General features: G+C 61.4%; 19 protein-coding genes. 6 read left to right on the forward strand and 13 right to left on the reverse strand.

All coding sequences use genetic code 11. From position 1 onward, the window contains the following. Positions 1-6 precede the first annotated feature (6 nt). Positions 7-729: a monofunctional biosynthetic peptidoglycan transglycosylase gene (gene mtgA / locus AC1RAC_RS16015; protein WP_089041477.1), complete on the reverse strand. Its 723-nt coding sequence runs from the start codon at positions 727-729 to the stop codon at positions 7-9. Between the two features lie 74 nt (positions 730-803). On the opposite strand from mtgA, the gene AC1RAC_RS16020 reads away from it, so the two are divergent. The 4 genes from AC1RAC_RS16020 to trmB all read left to right on the forward strand — a co-directional run bounded on the left by AC1RAC_RS16020 (position 804) and on the right by trmB (position 3,042). Continuing rightward, on the forward strand, positions 804-1,178 hold the full coding sequence (locus tag AC1RAC_RS16020; RefSeq protein ID WP_014720336.1) for a DUF423 domain-containing protein: 375 nt from the start codon (positions 804-806) through the stop codon (positions 1,176-1,178). 79 nt (positions 1,179-1,257) lie between these two features. Further along, the gene (thiS, locus tag AC1RAC_RS16025; protein WP_020301926.1) at positions 1,258-1,458 is read left to right on the forward strand and encodes a sulfur carrier protein ThiS; all 201 of its coding nucleotides are present in this window, start codon (positions 1,258-1,260) and stop codon (positions 1,456-1,458) included. Between the two features lie 54 nt (positions 1,459-1,512). Then, positions 1,513-2,307 (forward strand): thiazole synthase, encoded by a 795-nt coding sequence (locus AC1RAC_RS16030; protein WP_054897581.1) that lies wholly within the window; start codon positions 1,513-1,515, stop codon positions 2,305-2,307. A 9-nt stretch (positions 2,308-2,316) separates the two neighbouring features. Further along, a complete protein-coding gene (gene trmB / locus AC1RAC_RS16035; RefSeq protein WP_003195101.1) occupies positions 2,317-3,042 on the forward strand; it encodes a tRNA (guanosine(46)-N7)-methyltransferase TrmB in 726 nt (241 codons plus the stop codon). A gap of 138 nt (positions 3,043-3,180) precedes the next feature. On the opposite strand, the gene AC1RAC_RS16040 is transcribed toward trmB, so the two are convergent. The 9 genes from AC1RAC_RS16040 to AC1RAC_RS16080 all read right to left on the reverse strand — a co-directional run bounded on the left by AC1RAC_RS16040 (position 3,181) and on the right by AC1RAC_RS16080 (position 9,909). Then, complete coding sequence (locus AC1RAC_RS16040; RefSeq protein ID WP_003195099.1) at positions 3,181-3,504, reverse strand: DUF3392 domain-containing protein; 324 nt, start codon at positions 3,502-3,504, stop codon at positions 3,181-3,183. 19 nt (positions 3,505-3,523) lie between these two features. Continuing rightward, positions 3,524-4,726 (reverse strand): radical SAM family heme chaperone HemW, encoded by a 1,203-nt coding sequence (hemW, locus tag AC1RAC_RS16045; protein ID WP_089041476.1) that lies wholly within the window; start codon positions 4,724-4,726, stop codon positions 3,524-3,526. Further along, complete coding sequence (gene rdgB, locus AC1RAC_RS16050; protein ID WP_057976466.1) at positions 4,723-5,319, reverse strand: RdgB/HAM1 family non-canonical purine NTP pyrophosphatase; 597 nt, start codon at positions 5,317-5,319, stop codon at positions 4,723-4,725. Before rdgB ends, hemW begins: the two co-directional genes overlap by 4 nt. Further along, positions 5,316-5,750: a DUF4426 domain-containing protein gene (locus AC1RAC_RS16055; protein WP_054916920.1), complete on the reverse strand. Its 435-nt coding sequence runs from the start codon at positions 5,748-5,750 to the stop codon at positions 5,316-5,318. The genes rdgB and AC1RAC_RS16055 overlap by 4 nt, the downstream gene beginning before the upstream one ends. 21 nt (positions 5,751-5,771) lie before the next feature. Then, positions 5,772-6,392 (reverse strand): methionine biosynthesis protein MetW, encoded by a 621-nt coding sequence (gene metW, locus AC1RAC_RS16060; RefSeq protein ID WP_003195091.1) that lies wholly within the window; start codon positions 6,390-6,392, stop codon positions 5,772-5,774. Then, positions 6,389-7,540, reverse strand: coding sequence for a homoserine O-succinyltransferase MetX (metX, locus tag AC1RAC_RS16065; protein WP_089041475.1), 1,152 nt, complete (start codon positions 7,538-7,540; stop codon positions 6,389-6,391). Before metX ends, metW begins: the two co-directional genes overlap by 4 nt. A gap of 216 nt (positions 7,541-7,756) precedes the next feature. Continuing rightward, positions 7,757-8,344: a YggT family protein gene (locus AC1RAC_RS16070; protein WP_003195087.1), complete on the reverse strand. Its 588-nt coding sequence runs from the start codon at positions 8,342-8,344 to the stop codon at positions 7,757-7,759. 25 nt (positions 8,345-8,369) lie between these two features. Continuing rightward, entirely contained in the window at positions 8,370-9,188 is an 819-nt protein-coding gene (gene proC, locus AC1RAC_RS16075) for a pyrroline-5-carboxylate reductase (RefSeq protein WP_054916918.1), read from the reverse strand. Between the two features lie 34 nt (positions 9,189-9,222). After that, positions 9,223-9,909 (reverse strand): YggS family pyridoxal phosphate-dependent enzyme, encoded by a 687-nt coding sequence (locus AC1RAC_RS16080; RefSeq protein WP_054897577.1) that lies wholly within the window; start codon positions 9,907-9,909, stop codon positions 9,223-9,225. Positions 9,910-9,966: 57 nt separating this feature from the next. On the opposite strand from AC1RAC_RS16080, the gene AC1RAC_RS16085 reads away from it, so the two are divergent. Next, a complete protein-coding gene (locus AC1RAC_RS16085; protein ID WP_054897576.1) occupies positions 9,967-11,001 on the forward strand; it encodes a type IV pilus twitching motility protein PilT in 1,035 nt (344 codons plus the stop codon). 148 nt (positions 11,002-11,149) lie between these two features. On the opposite strand, the gene AC1RAC_RS16090 is transcribed toward AC1RAC_RS16085, so the two are convergent. Next, positions 11,150-11,788 (reverse strand): C40 family peptidase, encoded by a 639-nt coding sequence (locus AC1RAC_RS16090; RefSeq protein ID WP_034128941.1) that lies wholly within the window; start codon positions 11,786-11,788, stop codon positions 11,150-11,152. A 249-nt stretch (positions 11,789-12,037) separates the two neighbouring features. Here AC1RAC_RS16090 and AC1RAC_RS16095 point away from each other — a divergent pair, with 249 nt between their 5' ends. Then, positions 12,038-12,466: an NINE protein gene (locus AC1RAC_RS16095; protein WP_034128940.1), complete on the forward strand. Its 429-nt coding sequence runs from the start codon at positions 12,038-12,040 to the stop codon at positions 12,464-12,466. Positions 12,467-12,591: 125 nt separating this feature from the next. Here the strand turns inward: AC1RAC_RS16095 and AC1RAC_RS16100 are convergent, their stop codons facing one another. Further along, the gene (locus AC1RAC_RS16100; protein WP_034128939.1) at positions 12,592-13,863 is read right to left on the reverse strand and encodes a dihydroorotase; all 1,272 of its coding nucleotides are present in this window, start codon (positions 13,861-13,863) and stop codon (positions 12,592-12,594) included. After that, the gene (locus AC1RAC_RS16105) at positions 13,860-14,864 is read right to left on the reverse strand and encodes an aspartate carbamoyltransferase catalytic subunit (RefSeq protein ID WP_057976474.1); all 1,005 of its coding nucleotides are present in this window, start codon (positions 14,862-14,864) and stop codon (positions 13,860-13,862) included. Before AC1RAC_RS16105 ends, AC1RAC_RS16100 begins: the two co-directional genes overlap by 4 nt. Positions 14,865-14,866 lie beyond the last annotated feature (2 nt).

A 14,866-nucleotide genomic window follows, 5' to 3' on the forward strand; every position in this document is an offset into this window, starting at 1 on the left:
ATTGTGTCAGTCGGACCACGGTGCCTTTCGAGAGTTGTTCAGCTCTACCAGGTAACCATCCCCGCCCAATTGGCTCATCTGCTGGCGAATCCACGCCGCCCGCCGTGCCACATAGGCCGTCGGATGGCTGGCACTCCACACCCGTGGATTGGGCAATACCGCCGCCAGGTAACTGGCCTGGTGCCGCGAAAGGCCCTTGGCGCTCACGCCAAAATGGTGCCGCGCCGCTGCCTCTGCGCCAAACACACCTTCATCCCATTCCACGCTGTTGAGGTACACCTCAAGAATCCGCTGCTTGGGCCATAACACTTCGATCAAACCGGTAAACCACGCCTCCAGGCCTTTGCGCAAATAGCTGCGGCCGGCCCACAGGAACAGGTTTTTCGACACCTGCTGGCTCAGGGTGCTGGCGCCGCGAATCGAGCCGCCACGCTCGTTGTGCAGGATCGCCGCCTGGATCGCGCCGAAATCAAAACCCCAATGTTGCGGGAAACGCTGGTCTTCACCGGCCATCACCGCCACTTTGAGGTCGTCGGAGATTTCATCCCACGGCACCCAGCTGCGTTGCAGGTCGATAGGCTCACCGTCGACCCAGGACTCGACCTTGCGCTCCACCATCAGCGCAGTGAACGGTGGCGGTACCACACGAAACAGCAGCACCAGCAACACACTGCCGATGGCAAACCATTTCACGACGTTGACAAAGCGTTTGAAGAGGACACGCAGCATAGAGATGGCTTGGCCGAACCCGTTGAGCGGGCCATTATACAGACCCTGCCCGATGAGTCTGACTGGAGTTCCCCATGCTGCGTAGCTTTCTGATGCTGGCTGCCTTTTTCGGCTTTACCGGCGTTGCGCTGGGCGCTTTCGCCGCCCACGGCCTGAAAAACCGCCTGAGCGCCGACTACCTGGCGATCTTCCATACCGGCGTGACCTACCAGTTGGTGCATGCCCTGGCACTGTTCGGCGTGGCCTTGCTGGCGGCGCATATTCCGGGCCGGTTGGTCACCTGGGCGGGTATTTCGTTTACCGTCGGTATCCTGCTGTTCTCGGGCAGCCTGTATGTGCTGACGATGACCGGCATCAGTAAACTGGGGATCATCACGCCGTTTGGCGGGCTGGCGTTCCTGCTCGGCTGGTTCTTCCTGGGCCTGGCGGCGTGGCGTTTGCAGCTTTGACCGCTTGACGCTTGGAGCTGACCTTCAGGTTCCAATCGCGCTAGAATGCGGGCCCCTAAAAACGATGGCGGCCCGTGGCATGCGCATTCAGTTGAACGGCGAACCCTTTGAACTGCCCGACGGCGAAACCGTTGCGGCCCTGCTGACCCGTCTGGACCTGACCGGGCGTCGCGTCGCAGTGGAGCTCAACCTGGATATCGTCCCGCGTAGCCAGCACGCCGAGACTGCGCTCACCGAAGGTGACCAGATCGAAGTGGTCCACGCCATCGGCGGCGGCTAGCCCGCCACGGCCGCAACGCATTCTGCAGAACCTCATCCAACCAGAGGATTTCCCATGAGCATCGTTCGTAGCGACAAGCCTTTCGTCCTGGCCGGTCGTACCTACCAGTCCCGTCTGCTGGTCGGCACCGGCAAGTACCGCGACATGGAAGAGACCCGCCTGGCCATCGAAGCCTCGGGTGCCGAGATCGTCACCTTCGCCGTACGCCGCACCAACCTCGGCCAGATCGAGGGCGAGCCGAACCTGCTCGAAGTGCTGTCGCCGGAGCGCTACACCTTTCTGCCGAACACCGCCGGTTGCTACGACGCCATCGAAGCCGTGCGCACCTGCCGCCTGGCCCGTGAGCTGCTCGACGGCCACAACCTGGTGAAGCTGGAAGTGCTGGCCGACCAGAAAACCCTGTTCCCCAATGTGATCGAAACCCTCAAGGCCGCCGAAACCCTGGTCAAGGAAGGTTTCGACGTTATGGTCTACACCAGCGATGACCCGATCATCGCGCGCCAACTGGCAGAAATCGGCTGCATCGCGGTGATGCCGCTGGCCGGTCTGATCGGTTCCGGCCTGGGGATCTGCAATCCGTATAACCTGCAGATCATCCTCGAAGAAGCCAGGATTCCAGTACTGGTGGATGCGGGCGTGGGCACAGCCTCCGACGCGACCATCGCCATGGAGCTGGGCTGCGACGCCGTACTGATGAACTCGGCCATTGCCCATGCCCAGCAACCAATCATGATGGCCCAAGCCATGAACCACGCCATCGTCGCGGGCCGCCTGGCCTACCTCGCCGGGCGCATGCCGAAAAAACTCTATGCCAGCGCCTCTTCGCCGCTGGATGGTCTGATCAAGTAAGAGCTATTGATGACTGAATCAAACGAAACGCCGAACACCGTGGAAGAGGGCGACGAGTCCAAGCACCGCCGCATCAAGAGTTTTGTGATGCGCGCTGGCCGCATGACCGAAGGCCAACAAAAGGGCCTGGAACAGGGCACGCCGCTGTTCGTGTTGCCCCTGGCCGACGCGCCGGTGGACTATGACCAAGTGTTCGGCCGTTCGGCCCCGCGCTCCCTGGAAATCGGTTTCGGTATGGGCCATTCCCTGCTGGAAATGGCCGCAGCCGCGCCGGAGCAGGATTTCATCGGTGTGGAAGTGCACCGCCCAGGCGTCGGCGCATTGCTCAACGGTGTGTTGACCCAAGGCCTGAAAAACCTGCGGGTCTACGACTGCGATGCGATTGAAGTGCTCAACCGCTGCATCGCCGACAACAGCCTCGACCGCCTGATGCTGTTCTTCCCCGACCCATGGCACAAGGCCCGTCACCACAAGCGCCGCATCGTCCAGGCGTCCTTCGCGGAACTGGTGCGCAGCAAGCTGAAAGTGGGCGGCATCCTGCACATGGCCACCGACTGGGAACCGTACGCGGAATACATGCTGGAAGTGATGAACGTCGCCCCCGGCTACCGCAACCTGGCCGAAGACGGCAAATGTGTGCCACGCCCGGCCGAGCGGCCGATCACCAAGTTCGAACGCCGTGGCGAGCGATTGGGGCATGGGGTGTGGGATTTGAAATTCGAGAAGCTGGCTTAAACAGTCATCAGCTTGAAACGCAATCAAATGTGGGAACTGGCTTGCCTGCGATAGCATCACCTCGGTATCACTGATACACCGAGGTGTCTGTATCGCAGGCAAGCCAGCTCCCACATTTGTTTTGTAGTGCCTGCTGAGTCAGCGGCGGTCTGCTACCACGCCAATCAACACCAGCACCACGATCAACACCGGCGCCAGGCTGTAGTTATTGAACTGGCTCAACCCTCGCACAATCCACGGCGTGGCGTAGATCAACGCCGCACCGCTGCCGATCAGGCACAGCAGGGCCATCAAGGGTACGCGCAAGGCGCCGGCGATGCTGCCCAGGCGCGCTTCGACCCAGCCCTTGATGTCGGCGCCGAACAGCACCAGCAAACAGCCCACAAGGGCCAACGAGATTTCCGACAGGTTGCTACGGCTCCAGCGGGATACGGTGGCGAGCAGGTCGAGTACCAGATCCATTCGATTTCCTTAAGAGCTATCAGCTCAAAAACTTCTGCAACAGGTCATTGAGAAAGAGTTGCCCGCGGTCGGTGGCCGCCAGGCGTGACGGTTCGACCTGCATTAATCCACTTTGTTCTGCGTCGCGGCGGCCTTCATCGAGGCTCGCCAGATCGAGGCCGGTGCGCTCGGCGTAGAGCTTGGCATCAACCCCTTCGGTGAGGCGCAGCGCGTTCATCAGAAACTCGAACGGCAGTTCATCGTTGGTCAGTTCTTTCGCGCCGGCCTGGAAGCTTTTGGCCGGGTTGAGGTAGTCCTTTGGTGCACGGGTTTTCCAGGTGCGGATAATGCGCCCGTCCGGGTGGCTGAGCTTGCCGTGGGCCCCGGCGCCGATGCCGATAAAGTCGCCAAAGCTCCAGTAATTGAGGTTATGCCGCGCCGGCCGTCCCGGTTGGGCGTAGGCCGAGACTTCATATTGTGCGTAACCGTGTTCGGCGAGCAGTGCCTGGCCGGCTTCCTGGATATCCCACAGCGTGTCGTCTTCCGGCAGCGCGGGCGGCTGGTTCCAGAACACGGTGTTGGGTTCCAGGGTCAGTTGGTACCAGGACAGGTGCGTCGGCTTGAGTGCAATGGCCTGGCGCAGGTCGCCCAAGGCGTCCTCCAGGGACTGGTTGGGCAGGCCGTGCATCAAGTCCAGGTTGAAGTTGTCGAACCCGGCCTGGCGCGCCATGCCGGCTGCGCGCACGGCTTCATCGCCATTGTGGATGCGGCCCAGGGCTTCAAGCTTCTCTTGCTGGAAGCTCTGGATGCCGATGGACAGGCGATTGATCCCCAGTTTGCGGTACGCCACGAACTTCTCTTGTTCGAACGTCCCGGGGTTGGCTTCCAGGGTGATCTCGATATCGTCAGCAAACGGGATACGCGCTTGAACGCCCTTGAGCAGGCGGCCCAGTGCAGCCGCGCTGAACAGGCTGGGCGTGCCGCCGCCAAAGAAGATCGAACTCAGCTTACGGCCATATACGGCGTGCAGGTCTTGGTCCAGGTCGGCCAGCAGGGCATCCACATACTCTTCTTCCGGCAGCACTTTGCTCGCGGTGTGGGAGTTGAAGTCGCAATACGGGCATTTACGCACGCACCACGGGATGTGGATGTACAGCGCCAGAGGCGGCAGCACAGGCAAGGCCGCCCGTGGTGTTTGCGCGCCACCGTGGATCAGCGGCTGCGCAGAGGTGTTCTGGGTCATTTCAAACCCAGGCGCTGGCGCAGCAACGCCATGGCGCGGGCGCGGTGGCTGATCTGATTTTTGTCGGCCGGGCTCAGTTCGGCGCTGGAGACATTGCGCTCCGGCACCCAGAACAGCGGGTCATAGCCAAATCCATGCTCACCGCTGGCGGCTTGCAGGATGCGCCCGTGCCACAGGCCTTCGCACAGAATCGGCAACGGGTCATCGGCATGCCGCACCAGGGCCAGCACGCAGACGAACTGCGCACCACGCTCGGCCTCCGGCACGTCCTTGAGGGCGTCGAGCAGCTTGGCGTTGTTGGCGGCATCGCCCCGGCCTTCGGCGTAACGTGCCGAGTAGATTCCAGGGGCGCCGCCGAGGAAATCCACAGCCAGGCCCGAATCATCCGCCAGGGCCGGCAGGCCAGAGATACGCGCAGCATTGCGGGCCTTGAGGATGGCATTCTCGACGAACGACAGGCCGGTCTCTTCCGGTTCGACCTGGCTGAACTCGCCAATCGAACGCAGGTGCACAGACTCACCGAGCATGGCTTGCAGTTCTTTGAGTTTGCCGGCGTTGTGGCTGGCGAGTACGAGTTGGGTAAGGTTCATCATTCGGCCGGGAACAGTTCTTGGTTGAATTGGAAGCCGTGGGCCTTGCCGCCGGTTTCAACGTTGATGGTAAACGTCTTGTATTCCCGTTGGGTCACCGAGTAGGGCGCGAGGTAGCTGATGCCGCCTTTCTCTTCGATCTGCTTGAACGTCAGGATCTCGCTTTTGCCGCCCAGGTCCTTGATAGTGCCGGTGACTTGCGCGGCCACTGGGCTTACGCCCTTGATCACGGTCACGTTGATCAATCCCTTCTCCTTGCTGCGCACCACGCCGACTTTCTGGGCGGTCTCGGGTGGCAGGAAGCTTGAAGTGAAGGTGTTGTAATGAACGGTGATATCGCCGAAGTCTTTTTTGCGATTAGCGTCGATAGCGTCGGCGGCCATGGCGCTGGCGCCCAGGCATGCGGTCAATAGAAAAATAGCCAAACGACTCATGAACGTCCCTCTTGAAGATGATTAGACGGCAACTTTGTGGTCGGTCAGGCCAGGACTGCTGACCCGGTAGATACCAATTTCGCCCAACAGGTTGGGCCATAGCTTACTCGCCCAGCCGTGGCGGTGCTGTTGATCGACGGCAAGGCGGTTGATCACCTTGGCTTCACGCTCGCCACACAGGGCTTCGAAGTCTTCGAAGGTGCAAAAGTGGATGTTCGGCGTGTTGTACCAGGTGTACGGCAGGAAGTCGGAGACCGGCATGCGCCCCTTGGTGGCCAGGTACCAGCGGCAGCGCCAGTGGCCAAAGTTGGGGAAGGTGATGATGCATTGGCGGCCCACGCGCAGCATTTCGTCGAGGATGCGGTCCGGGTAGTGCACCGCTTGGAGGGCTTGGGTCATCACCACGATATCGAAGCTGTTGCTGGCAAAGTTGCCCAGGCCCTTGTCCAGGTCCTGCTCGATCACGTTGATGCCCTTGGCCACGCACTGGGCGATGTTGTCCGGGTCGTTTTCCAGGCCGTAGCCGGTGACTTGCTTGTGGTCGCGCAGCCAGCTCAGCAGTTCGCCGTCGCCGCAGCCCAGGTCGAGCACGCGGCTGCCGGCGGGGATCCAGTCTTGGATGATTTCCAGGTCGGCTCTCATGGCGTTCTCACAAGCGAAATACGGTTCATGTAGTTACTGAACGCCTGCAGGTAGCGTGGGATCGGAATCAGGAAGGCGTCGTGGCCTTGCGGTGCATCGATCTCCAGGTAGCAGACGTCTTTCTTGGCGGCCATCAGGGCATCCACCAGCTCACGGGAGCGCGCTGGCGAAAAGCGCCAGTCGGTGGTGAACGACATTACGCAGAACTTGGCCGTGGCGTGCTCGAAGGTTTTCGCCAGGTCGTCATCGTGATTGGCGGCCGGGTCGAAGTAGTCCAGGGCCTTGGTCATCAGCAGGTAGGTATTGGCGTCGAAACGCCCCGAGAACTCCTCGCCCTGGTAACGCAGGTAGCTTTCCACCTGGAATTCGACGCTGTGGAAGTCGTAGTTGAGCTTCTCGCTCTTGAGGCCACGGCCGAATTTCTCGCCCATGGAGTCGTCGGACAGGTAGGTAATGTGGCCGACCATCCGCGCCAGCATCAAGCCGCGCTTGGGGATCACGCCTGCTTCCTGGAACGAACCGCCGTGGAACTCGGGATCGGTGAGGATGGCCTGGCGCGCCACTTCGTTGAAGGCGATGTTCTGCGCTGACAACTTGGGCGCCGAGGCGATAGCCAGGCAATGGCGCACACGGTCCGGGTAAGTGATGGTCCATTGCAGCGCCTGCATACCGCCCAGGCTGCCGCCAATCACGGCGGCCCACTGGCTGATGCCCAACAGGTCGGCGAGGCGTGCCTGGCTGTGCACCCAGTCCTCTACCGTCAGCACCGGGAAGTCGGCGCCGAACGGCTTGCCGGTTTCCGGGTTGAGGCTGCTGGGGCCGGTGGAGCCGTTGCAGCCGCCGAGGTTGTTCAGGCTGACCACAAAGAACTTGTTGGTGTCGATGGGCTTGCCGGGGCCGATGCAACTGTCCCACCAGCCGGGCTTGCGGTCGTCAACGCTATGGAAGCCGGCGGCGTGATGATGGCCGGATAAGGCATGGCAGATCAGCACGGCGTTGCTCGCCGTGGCGTTCAGTTGGCCATAGGTTTCGTAGATCAGGTCGTAGGCCGGCAACGAACGGCCGCAGGCCAGGGCCAGCGGTTCGCTGAAGTGCGCCACTTGTGGCACGACCAGTCCAACAGAATCGGGGGGGAAGGCAACTGGCATCGACCCTGCTCTCGTTTAAATGAGGCGTAAGTCTAAAGAGCGGGGACCCTAGCGGCAAGCAATGGTCGGGGGTTAGCGTGATCGTTCCCACGCTCCGCGTTTGATCGTTCCCATGCTCCGCGTGGGAATGCCTCTTGGGACGCTCTGCGTCCCGTCCTTGTGACGCGGAGCATCACGGGCTGCATTCCCACGCAGAGTGTGGGAACGATCTATTGGTCAGATCAGGCCAAACAACTCTTTTGGCATGTAGGCAAAGTACGCCAGGCGTGGAATCACCCAGCTCTGCAGCAGTTGAATCACGATAAACGCAAAGATCGGCGAGATATCCAGGCCACCCAGGTTCGGGATCAGGCGACGGAAGGGTGCCAGCACCGGTTCGGTGATCTGAGCCACCAATTCGGCGCCCGGGCTACGGCTGCCTGGCGCGACCCACGAAAGAATCACGCTGATGATCATCGACCAGAAAATGATCTTCAGGAACAGCGAGAAAATACCGATCAGGCCCCATGGCAACAGCAGCACGGTGAAGGCCTGGTAGCCATTGAGCATCAGGATCACCACGAACAGCAAAATCTGCAGCAACAGCGCCAGCACCAGCGACGACATGTCCAGGCCGAACAGGCTCGGGATCACCCGGCGCAGCGGCTTGAGCAGCGGTTGGGTGGCCTTGACCACGAACTGGCACAGCGGGTTGTAGAAGTTAGCGCGCACCAGTTGCAGGATAAAGCGCATCAGCACGATCAGCAGGTACAGGCTGCCCAAGGTCTGGATGATGAAAATGGCAGCGTCATTGATTCCGAGCATGTTTGATTACCTTGGTAAGGGACGACTATTTGCCCAGTTGCTCAGCCATCTCGGCCGAACGATGTGCGGCGGCACCCAGTGCTGTTTCCACCAGGGCTTCAAAGCCCCCGGCCTGGAACGATTCGATGGCGGCTTGCGTGGTGCCTCCCGGCGAGGTTACCCGACGGCGCAGTTCGGCGGCATCGACATCGCTGCCCACAGCCATTTTCGCGGCGCCCAGGGCCGTTTGTTCAGCCAGTTGTTCGGCAACGTCGTGGGGCAGGCCCAGCTTGACGCCGGCGGCGGTCATGGCCTCGATCAACAGGAAGAAGTAGGCCGGGCCGCTGCCGGAAACGGCGGTGACCGCATCCAGTTGCTGTTCCTGCTCCAGCCATACGGCGAGGCCCACCGCAGACAGCAGCTCCTGAGCCTGGTCACGCTGTTGCGCGCTGACTTCGGCGGTGGCGTACAAACCGCTGACGCCCTGGCGCAGCAACGCTGGGGTATTGGGCATGCAACGTACGATCGGCTGGTCGCCGAGCCAGGTTTTCATGCTGGCACAGGTGATGCCAGCGGCAATCGACACCACCAGTTGGTGAGGTTGCAGGCTCGGGCGCAGGCTCTCGCACACGGCCTTCATGGCCTGGGGCTTGACCGCCAGCACGATCACATCGACGCCGTGGATGGCCTCGGCGTTATCGGCGAAGGTCTGGATACCGTGTTCGGCGCTGACGCGCTCGCGGGTCTCGGCGCCCGGGTCGCTGGCGCGGATCTGCTCGGCGTCCAGGCCCTTGGCCCGCAGGCCACCGATCAGGCTGGCCGCCATGTTACCGGCGCCGATAAAGGCAATACGCGTGTTGCTCATGACAGGTCCTTATTTTCGAGGGATGTCAGCCATTTCACGGCTGGCCGTAGTCGCGGGCGCCAAACAGGGCGGTACCGATCCGCACCCAGGTGGCGCCTTGGGCAATGGCCGACTCAAGGTCATGGCTCATGCCCATGGAAAGTGTGTCCAGCGGCAGGTTCAGGCTGGCTTGCAGGTCGCGCACCGTGGCAAACGCCGCATCCTGCTCCGCCCGGTCTTCAGTCGGCTCGGGAATTGCCATCAAACCCCGCAGCTTCAAGCGCGGCAGGGCGCTGATCGCCGTGGCCAGGGCCGGCAGGTCGGCGGGTGTGCAGCCGGACTTGCTGGCTTCGCCACTGACATTGACCTGAATGCAGATATTGAGCGGCGGCAGGTCGGCCGGGCGTTGCTCGGACAGGCGTTGCGCGATTTTCAGGCGGTCCACGGAATGCACCCAAGCGAAGTTCTCGGCGATGGCGCGAGTCTTGTTCGATTGAATGGGGCCGATGAAGTGCCAACTCAAGGGCAGGTCGGTCAAATCCGCCTGTTTGCCCAAGGCTTCCTGCAGGTAGTTTTCCCCAAAGTCGTGCAGCCCGGCGGCATAGGCGTCGCGTACCGCCTGCGCGGGTTTGGTCTTGCTCACGGCCAGCAGGTGGATGCTGCTTGCGTCACGTTGCACGGCGTCGGCTGCGGCGCGGATGCGCTGGCTAACCAGGCCGATGTTGTCTGCTATCGTCGACATTCAAGATGCGCCCGTGGATATGGAGTCCGCGGCATTCTACTGGAAATGGAAAGCCCTATGGATATCACGCAATTGCTGACGGCCAGCGTAAGCCGAGGCGCCTCAGACCTGCATCTGTCAGCCGGCCTGGCACCGATGCTGCGCATTGATGGCGAGGTTTGGCCGCTGGATGGGCCAGCGCTGAACGCTACCCAAGTGGTCGACTTATTGAGCCCTTTGCTGAATAAACATCAACAAAAGGATTTCGAAACATCTCTTGAAACGGATTTTGCCTTCGAATTGCCAGGCGTCGCCCGGTTCCGGGCGAACGTGTTCCGCCAGGATCGCGGCGTGGGTGCGGTGTTCCGGGCTATTGCGACTGAGGTCCAAAGCCTGGAGGACCTGGGACTGGGCGAGGTGTTCCAGCGTATCGCCCGCCTTCCTCGCGGCCTGGTGCTGGTGACCGGGCCCACCGGGTCGGGCAAGTCCACGACCCTGGCGGCGATGATCGACGACCTCAACCGGCATCGACGCCAGCATATCCTCACGCTGGAAGACCCCATCGAGTTTATCCACAGGCCGAAACTGGCGCTGGTCAACCAGCGCCAGGTGCATCGAGACACCCACAGTTTCTCGGTGGCCCTGCGTTCAGCCCTGCGGGAAGACCCGGATGTGATCCTGGTGGGTGAATTGCGCGATCTGGAAACCATCCGCCTTGCGCTGACGGCGGCAGAGACCGGGCACCTGGTGTTCGGCACACTGCACACCTCGTCGGCGGCAAAGACAGTGGACCGGCTGGTAGACGTCTTCCCGGCCGGGGAGAAGGCCATGGTCCGCTCGATGCTGTCGGAGTCGTTGCAGGCGGTGGTGTCTCAGGTGCTGGTGAAGAAGGTGGGCGGTGGGCGCGTGGCCGCTCATGAAATCATGCTGGGCACCCCGGCAATTCGTAACTTGATTCGCGAAGACAAGGTGGCGCAGATGGTTTCGGCTATCCAGACGGGAGGGGCGTTGGGGATGAAGACCCTGGATATGAGTTTGAAGGCGTTGGTCGGCGCGGGGCTGGTCAGTCGGGAAGAGGCCCGGGAGAAGGCGAGGGTACCGGCAGATATCTAGAACACACAGATGCACAATGTGGGAGCTGGCTTGCCTGCGATAGCGGACTGTCAGGCACTCTCTCGGCCAACTGACACTCCGTCATCGCAGGCAAGCCAGCTCCCACATTTGATTGCATTTCAAATGGGGAGCTTCAGTAGCGCCTTGCTTAGCGCTGCACGATCCGCAGGTTGTTGTTCTGCTCTTTAGGCAGTACCCGCTTGGCAATCACGTAGTTCTTGTCCCAGAACGGCTTTTTCAGTGTGTCGATGCTCACCGACTTGCCACGGCGCGGTGCGTGGATAAAGCGGTCGTTGCCCAGGTAGATGGCGACGTGATTGACCTGGCGGCTCTTGAGTTTGAAAAACAACAGGTCGCCCGGTTTCAGGTCTTTGCGGTCAACCTTCAACCCATGGCCGGCCGCCATGGCGTTGGAAGTGCGTGGCAGGTCCACCGCTTTTACATCGTTAAATGCATATTTCACCAGGCCGCTGCAGTCGAACCCTTTACTTGGGCTGCTGCCGCCCCAACGATAAGGTGTACCGAGCACGTTGACGGCACGGCTCAAGACGTTGCTGCTTTGCTTGGTGTTCACGGCCAGCTGGGTGGAAAGCGCTTTGCCGTGGGCCTTGCTCAGTTGAGTCGGGCGGCTGACGGTCGGCTTTGCCGATTTGGCAGTGCTGGGCGTGCTATGGACTTTAGGGGTGAAACCGTTAACGTTCGGAAGTCGTTGCTCACGATTGGTGGCGTGGGCGGCCAGTGGCATTAATAGGCAAATGGTTAGCCATGTCTTGAAAAATGGTCGCATTAGGCGTGGCTCTTATGGGTTTGCGCGCAACTTTATAACAGCTTTTTGTGCTGTTCTCAGCCCGTTTGTCGACTGAACCTTGGGGTCAAATTCAGGAAAAACGCGACGATTCGCCGCAATTGTCCTACACAAGTCAGGCGCTACAAGGCTTTGAGGGCAGGACGATACCATTTGCCGTACGTCGGGCGCCCGTAAAAAAGTCACAAAGAAAATGAAAAAATTTATCTATCGAAGCAAAAGAGGTCCTTCATGAACACCTATCAACAGGTTGCTCAGCATCAAGACACCCACAGCAAGGCGATTGGTTACCTGCTGTGGATTTTCGGTTTTACCGGGGCTCATCGTTTTTATTACGGCAAGCCTGTGACGGGCACGATCTGGTTTTTTACCTTCGGCTTGTTCGGCATTGGCTGGTTGATCGACTTGTTCCTGATCCCGGCCATGGACCGTGAAGCCGACCTGCGGTTTACCGCAGGGCCGATTGAATACAGCGTGGCGTGGATTCTGTTGGCGTTCCTGGGGGTGTTTGGTGTGCACCGTATGTATCAGGGCAAATGGATCACTGGCCTGATCTACCTGCTGACCGGCGGTTTGTTCCTGATCGGGGTGCTGTATGACTTCTGGACGCTGAACACGCAGATCTCGATCCGCAATGCCGAGCGCAACAGCGGGCGCTGAGCGCTGATCATTCCCACGCTCCGCGTGGGAATGCAGCCCAGGACGCTCCGCGTCCACCTTTGGAGTGCTGACGCAGAGCGTCACAGAATGCGTTCCCACGCAGAGCGTGGGAACGAGCTTGCGCGTCAAGCCTGGTAGCTGATCCGTCCATCCATCAAGGTATACCGCACCGTCGCCGGCAGGCTGTGGCCGATGAACGGGCAGTTTTCGCCCTTGGACAACCAACGCTCACCAGCCACCGTCGAGCTTGCCAGGTCGAACAGCACCAGGTCCGCCGGTGAACCCACCGCCAACTGGCCCGCCGGCAAGCGCAGGGCCTCGGCCGGGCCGGCGCTCAGGCGTGCCAGCAGTGTCGGCAGGTCCAGCAAGCCGTCTTCCACCAGCGTCATCGCCAGTGGCAACAACAACTCCACGCTGCTGATGCCTGGCTCGGTCGCGCCAAACGGTGCCAGCTTGGCGTCTCGCTCGTGAGGTTGGTGATGGCTGGAAATCGCCGACACCACACCCGACTTCACCGCCGCACGCAAACCGTCACGGTCAGCCTTGGTGCGCAGCGGGGGCTGTACGTGGTACAGGCTGGAGAAGTCGATCAGCGCCTCATCCGTCAGGATCAGTTGGTACAGGGCGACATCCGCGGTGACCCGCAAGCCACGGGCCTGGGCCTGGGCGATCAGAGCCACGCCCCGGGCGCTGGTCAACTGGCTGAAATGCGCACGCACGCCGCTTTGTTCCACCAGCAACAGGTCACGGGCGAGGGCCACGGTTTCTGCTGTTTCCGGAATGCCCGGCAGGCCGAGGAAGCTGGCCACTGCGCCTTCGTGGGCCAGGCCGCCTTCGGCCAGGTCGCGGTCCTGGGAATGGAAGATCACCGTCAAGTCGAAGGTGGCCGCGTATTCCAGGGCGCGGCACAAGGTGCGCGTGCTGCGAAAGCTTTCCAGGCCGTTGCCGAAGGCCACGCAACCGGCGTCACGCAGAGCGATCAATTCGGCGAGTTGTTCGCCATCCAGGCCCTTGCTCAAGGCACCAATGGGAAACACTTTGCAGTTGCCGGCTTCGCGGGCGCGGTCGAGGATCAGCTCGGTCACGGCCGACGTGTCCAACACCGGCTTGGTGTTGGGCGGGCAACACAGGCTGGTCACGCCACCGGCTGCCGCGGCCTGGGTTTCGCTGGCGATATTGCCTTTGCGGCTGTAGCCCGGCTCGCGCAGTGCGACATTCAGGTCCACCAGCCCAGGCGCGGCCACCAGGCCCTTGGCATCGATGCTCTGGCCGGCGTTGAAGCCTGCGGGGGCGGCGCCAATGGCGACGATCTTGCCGGCGTCCAGGTGTAGATCGGTAACTTGGTCCAGGCCGCTGGCCGGGTCGATGACTCGGGCGCCGAGAATGCTGAGCTTCACTGGGCCTGCTCCTGCTCGAATTGACGTTGCGCGGTTTGCCCGCTCATGGCCATGGACAGCACGGCCATGCGCACGGCGATGCCGTAGGTCACTTGGTTGAGAATCACCGACTGCGGGCCATCGGCCACCGCCGACTCAATTTCCACGCCGCGGTTGATTGGCCCCGGGTGCATCACGATGGCATCCGGCTTGGCCTTGGCCAGGCGTGCGGTGGTCAGGCCGAACAGGCGGTAGAACTCACCTTCGCTGGGCAACAAGCCCCCGGCCATGCGCTCGCGTTGCAGGCGCAGCATGATCACCACGTCCACATTCTTGAGGCCCTCGGCCATATCGGTGTAGACCTTGACGCCATACTGTTCGATGCCGATGGGCAACAGGGTCTTGGGCGCGATCACGCGGATATCCGGGCAACCCAGGGCCTTGAGAGCCAGCATGTTCGAACGTGCCACCCGCGAATGCAGGATGTCGCCGACGATGGCTACCGAGAGGTTTTCAAAGCTGCCCTTGTGCCGACGAATGGTGAGCATGTCGAGCATGCCCTGGGTCGGGTGCGCGTGACGGCCGTCGCCGCCATTGATGATCGCCACGTTCGGGCACACATGCTCGGCGATGAAATGCGCAGCGCCGGAGTCGCCGTGGCGTACCACGAACATGTCGGCGGCCATGGCTTCCAGGTTGCGCAGGGTATCGAGCAGGGTTTCGCCCTTGCTCGCCGACGAGGTGGACACGTTCAGCGTGATCACATCGGCCGACAGCCGCTGGGCCGCCAGTTCAAAGGTGGTGCGGGTGCGGGTGGAGTTCTCGAAGAACACGTTGCAGATGGTTTTACCGCGCAACAGCGGGACTTTCTTCACTGCCCGGCCACCGACTTCCAGGAACGAATCGGCGGTATCGAGGATTTCGGTGAGCAGTTCGCGGGGCAAACCGTCGAGGGACAAGAAGTGTTGCAACTGGCCCTGAGCATTGAGCTGCAGCGGGCGCTTGGCATCTAGAGGCGTCATCG

The sequence above is a fragment of the Pseudomonas sp. GW823-FHT02F05 genome (assembly GCF_058797315.1).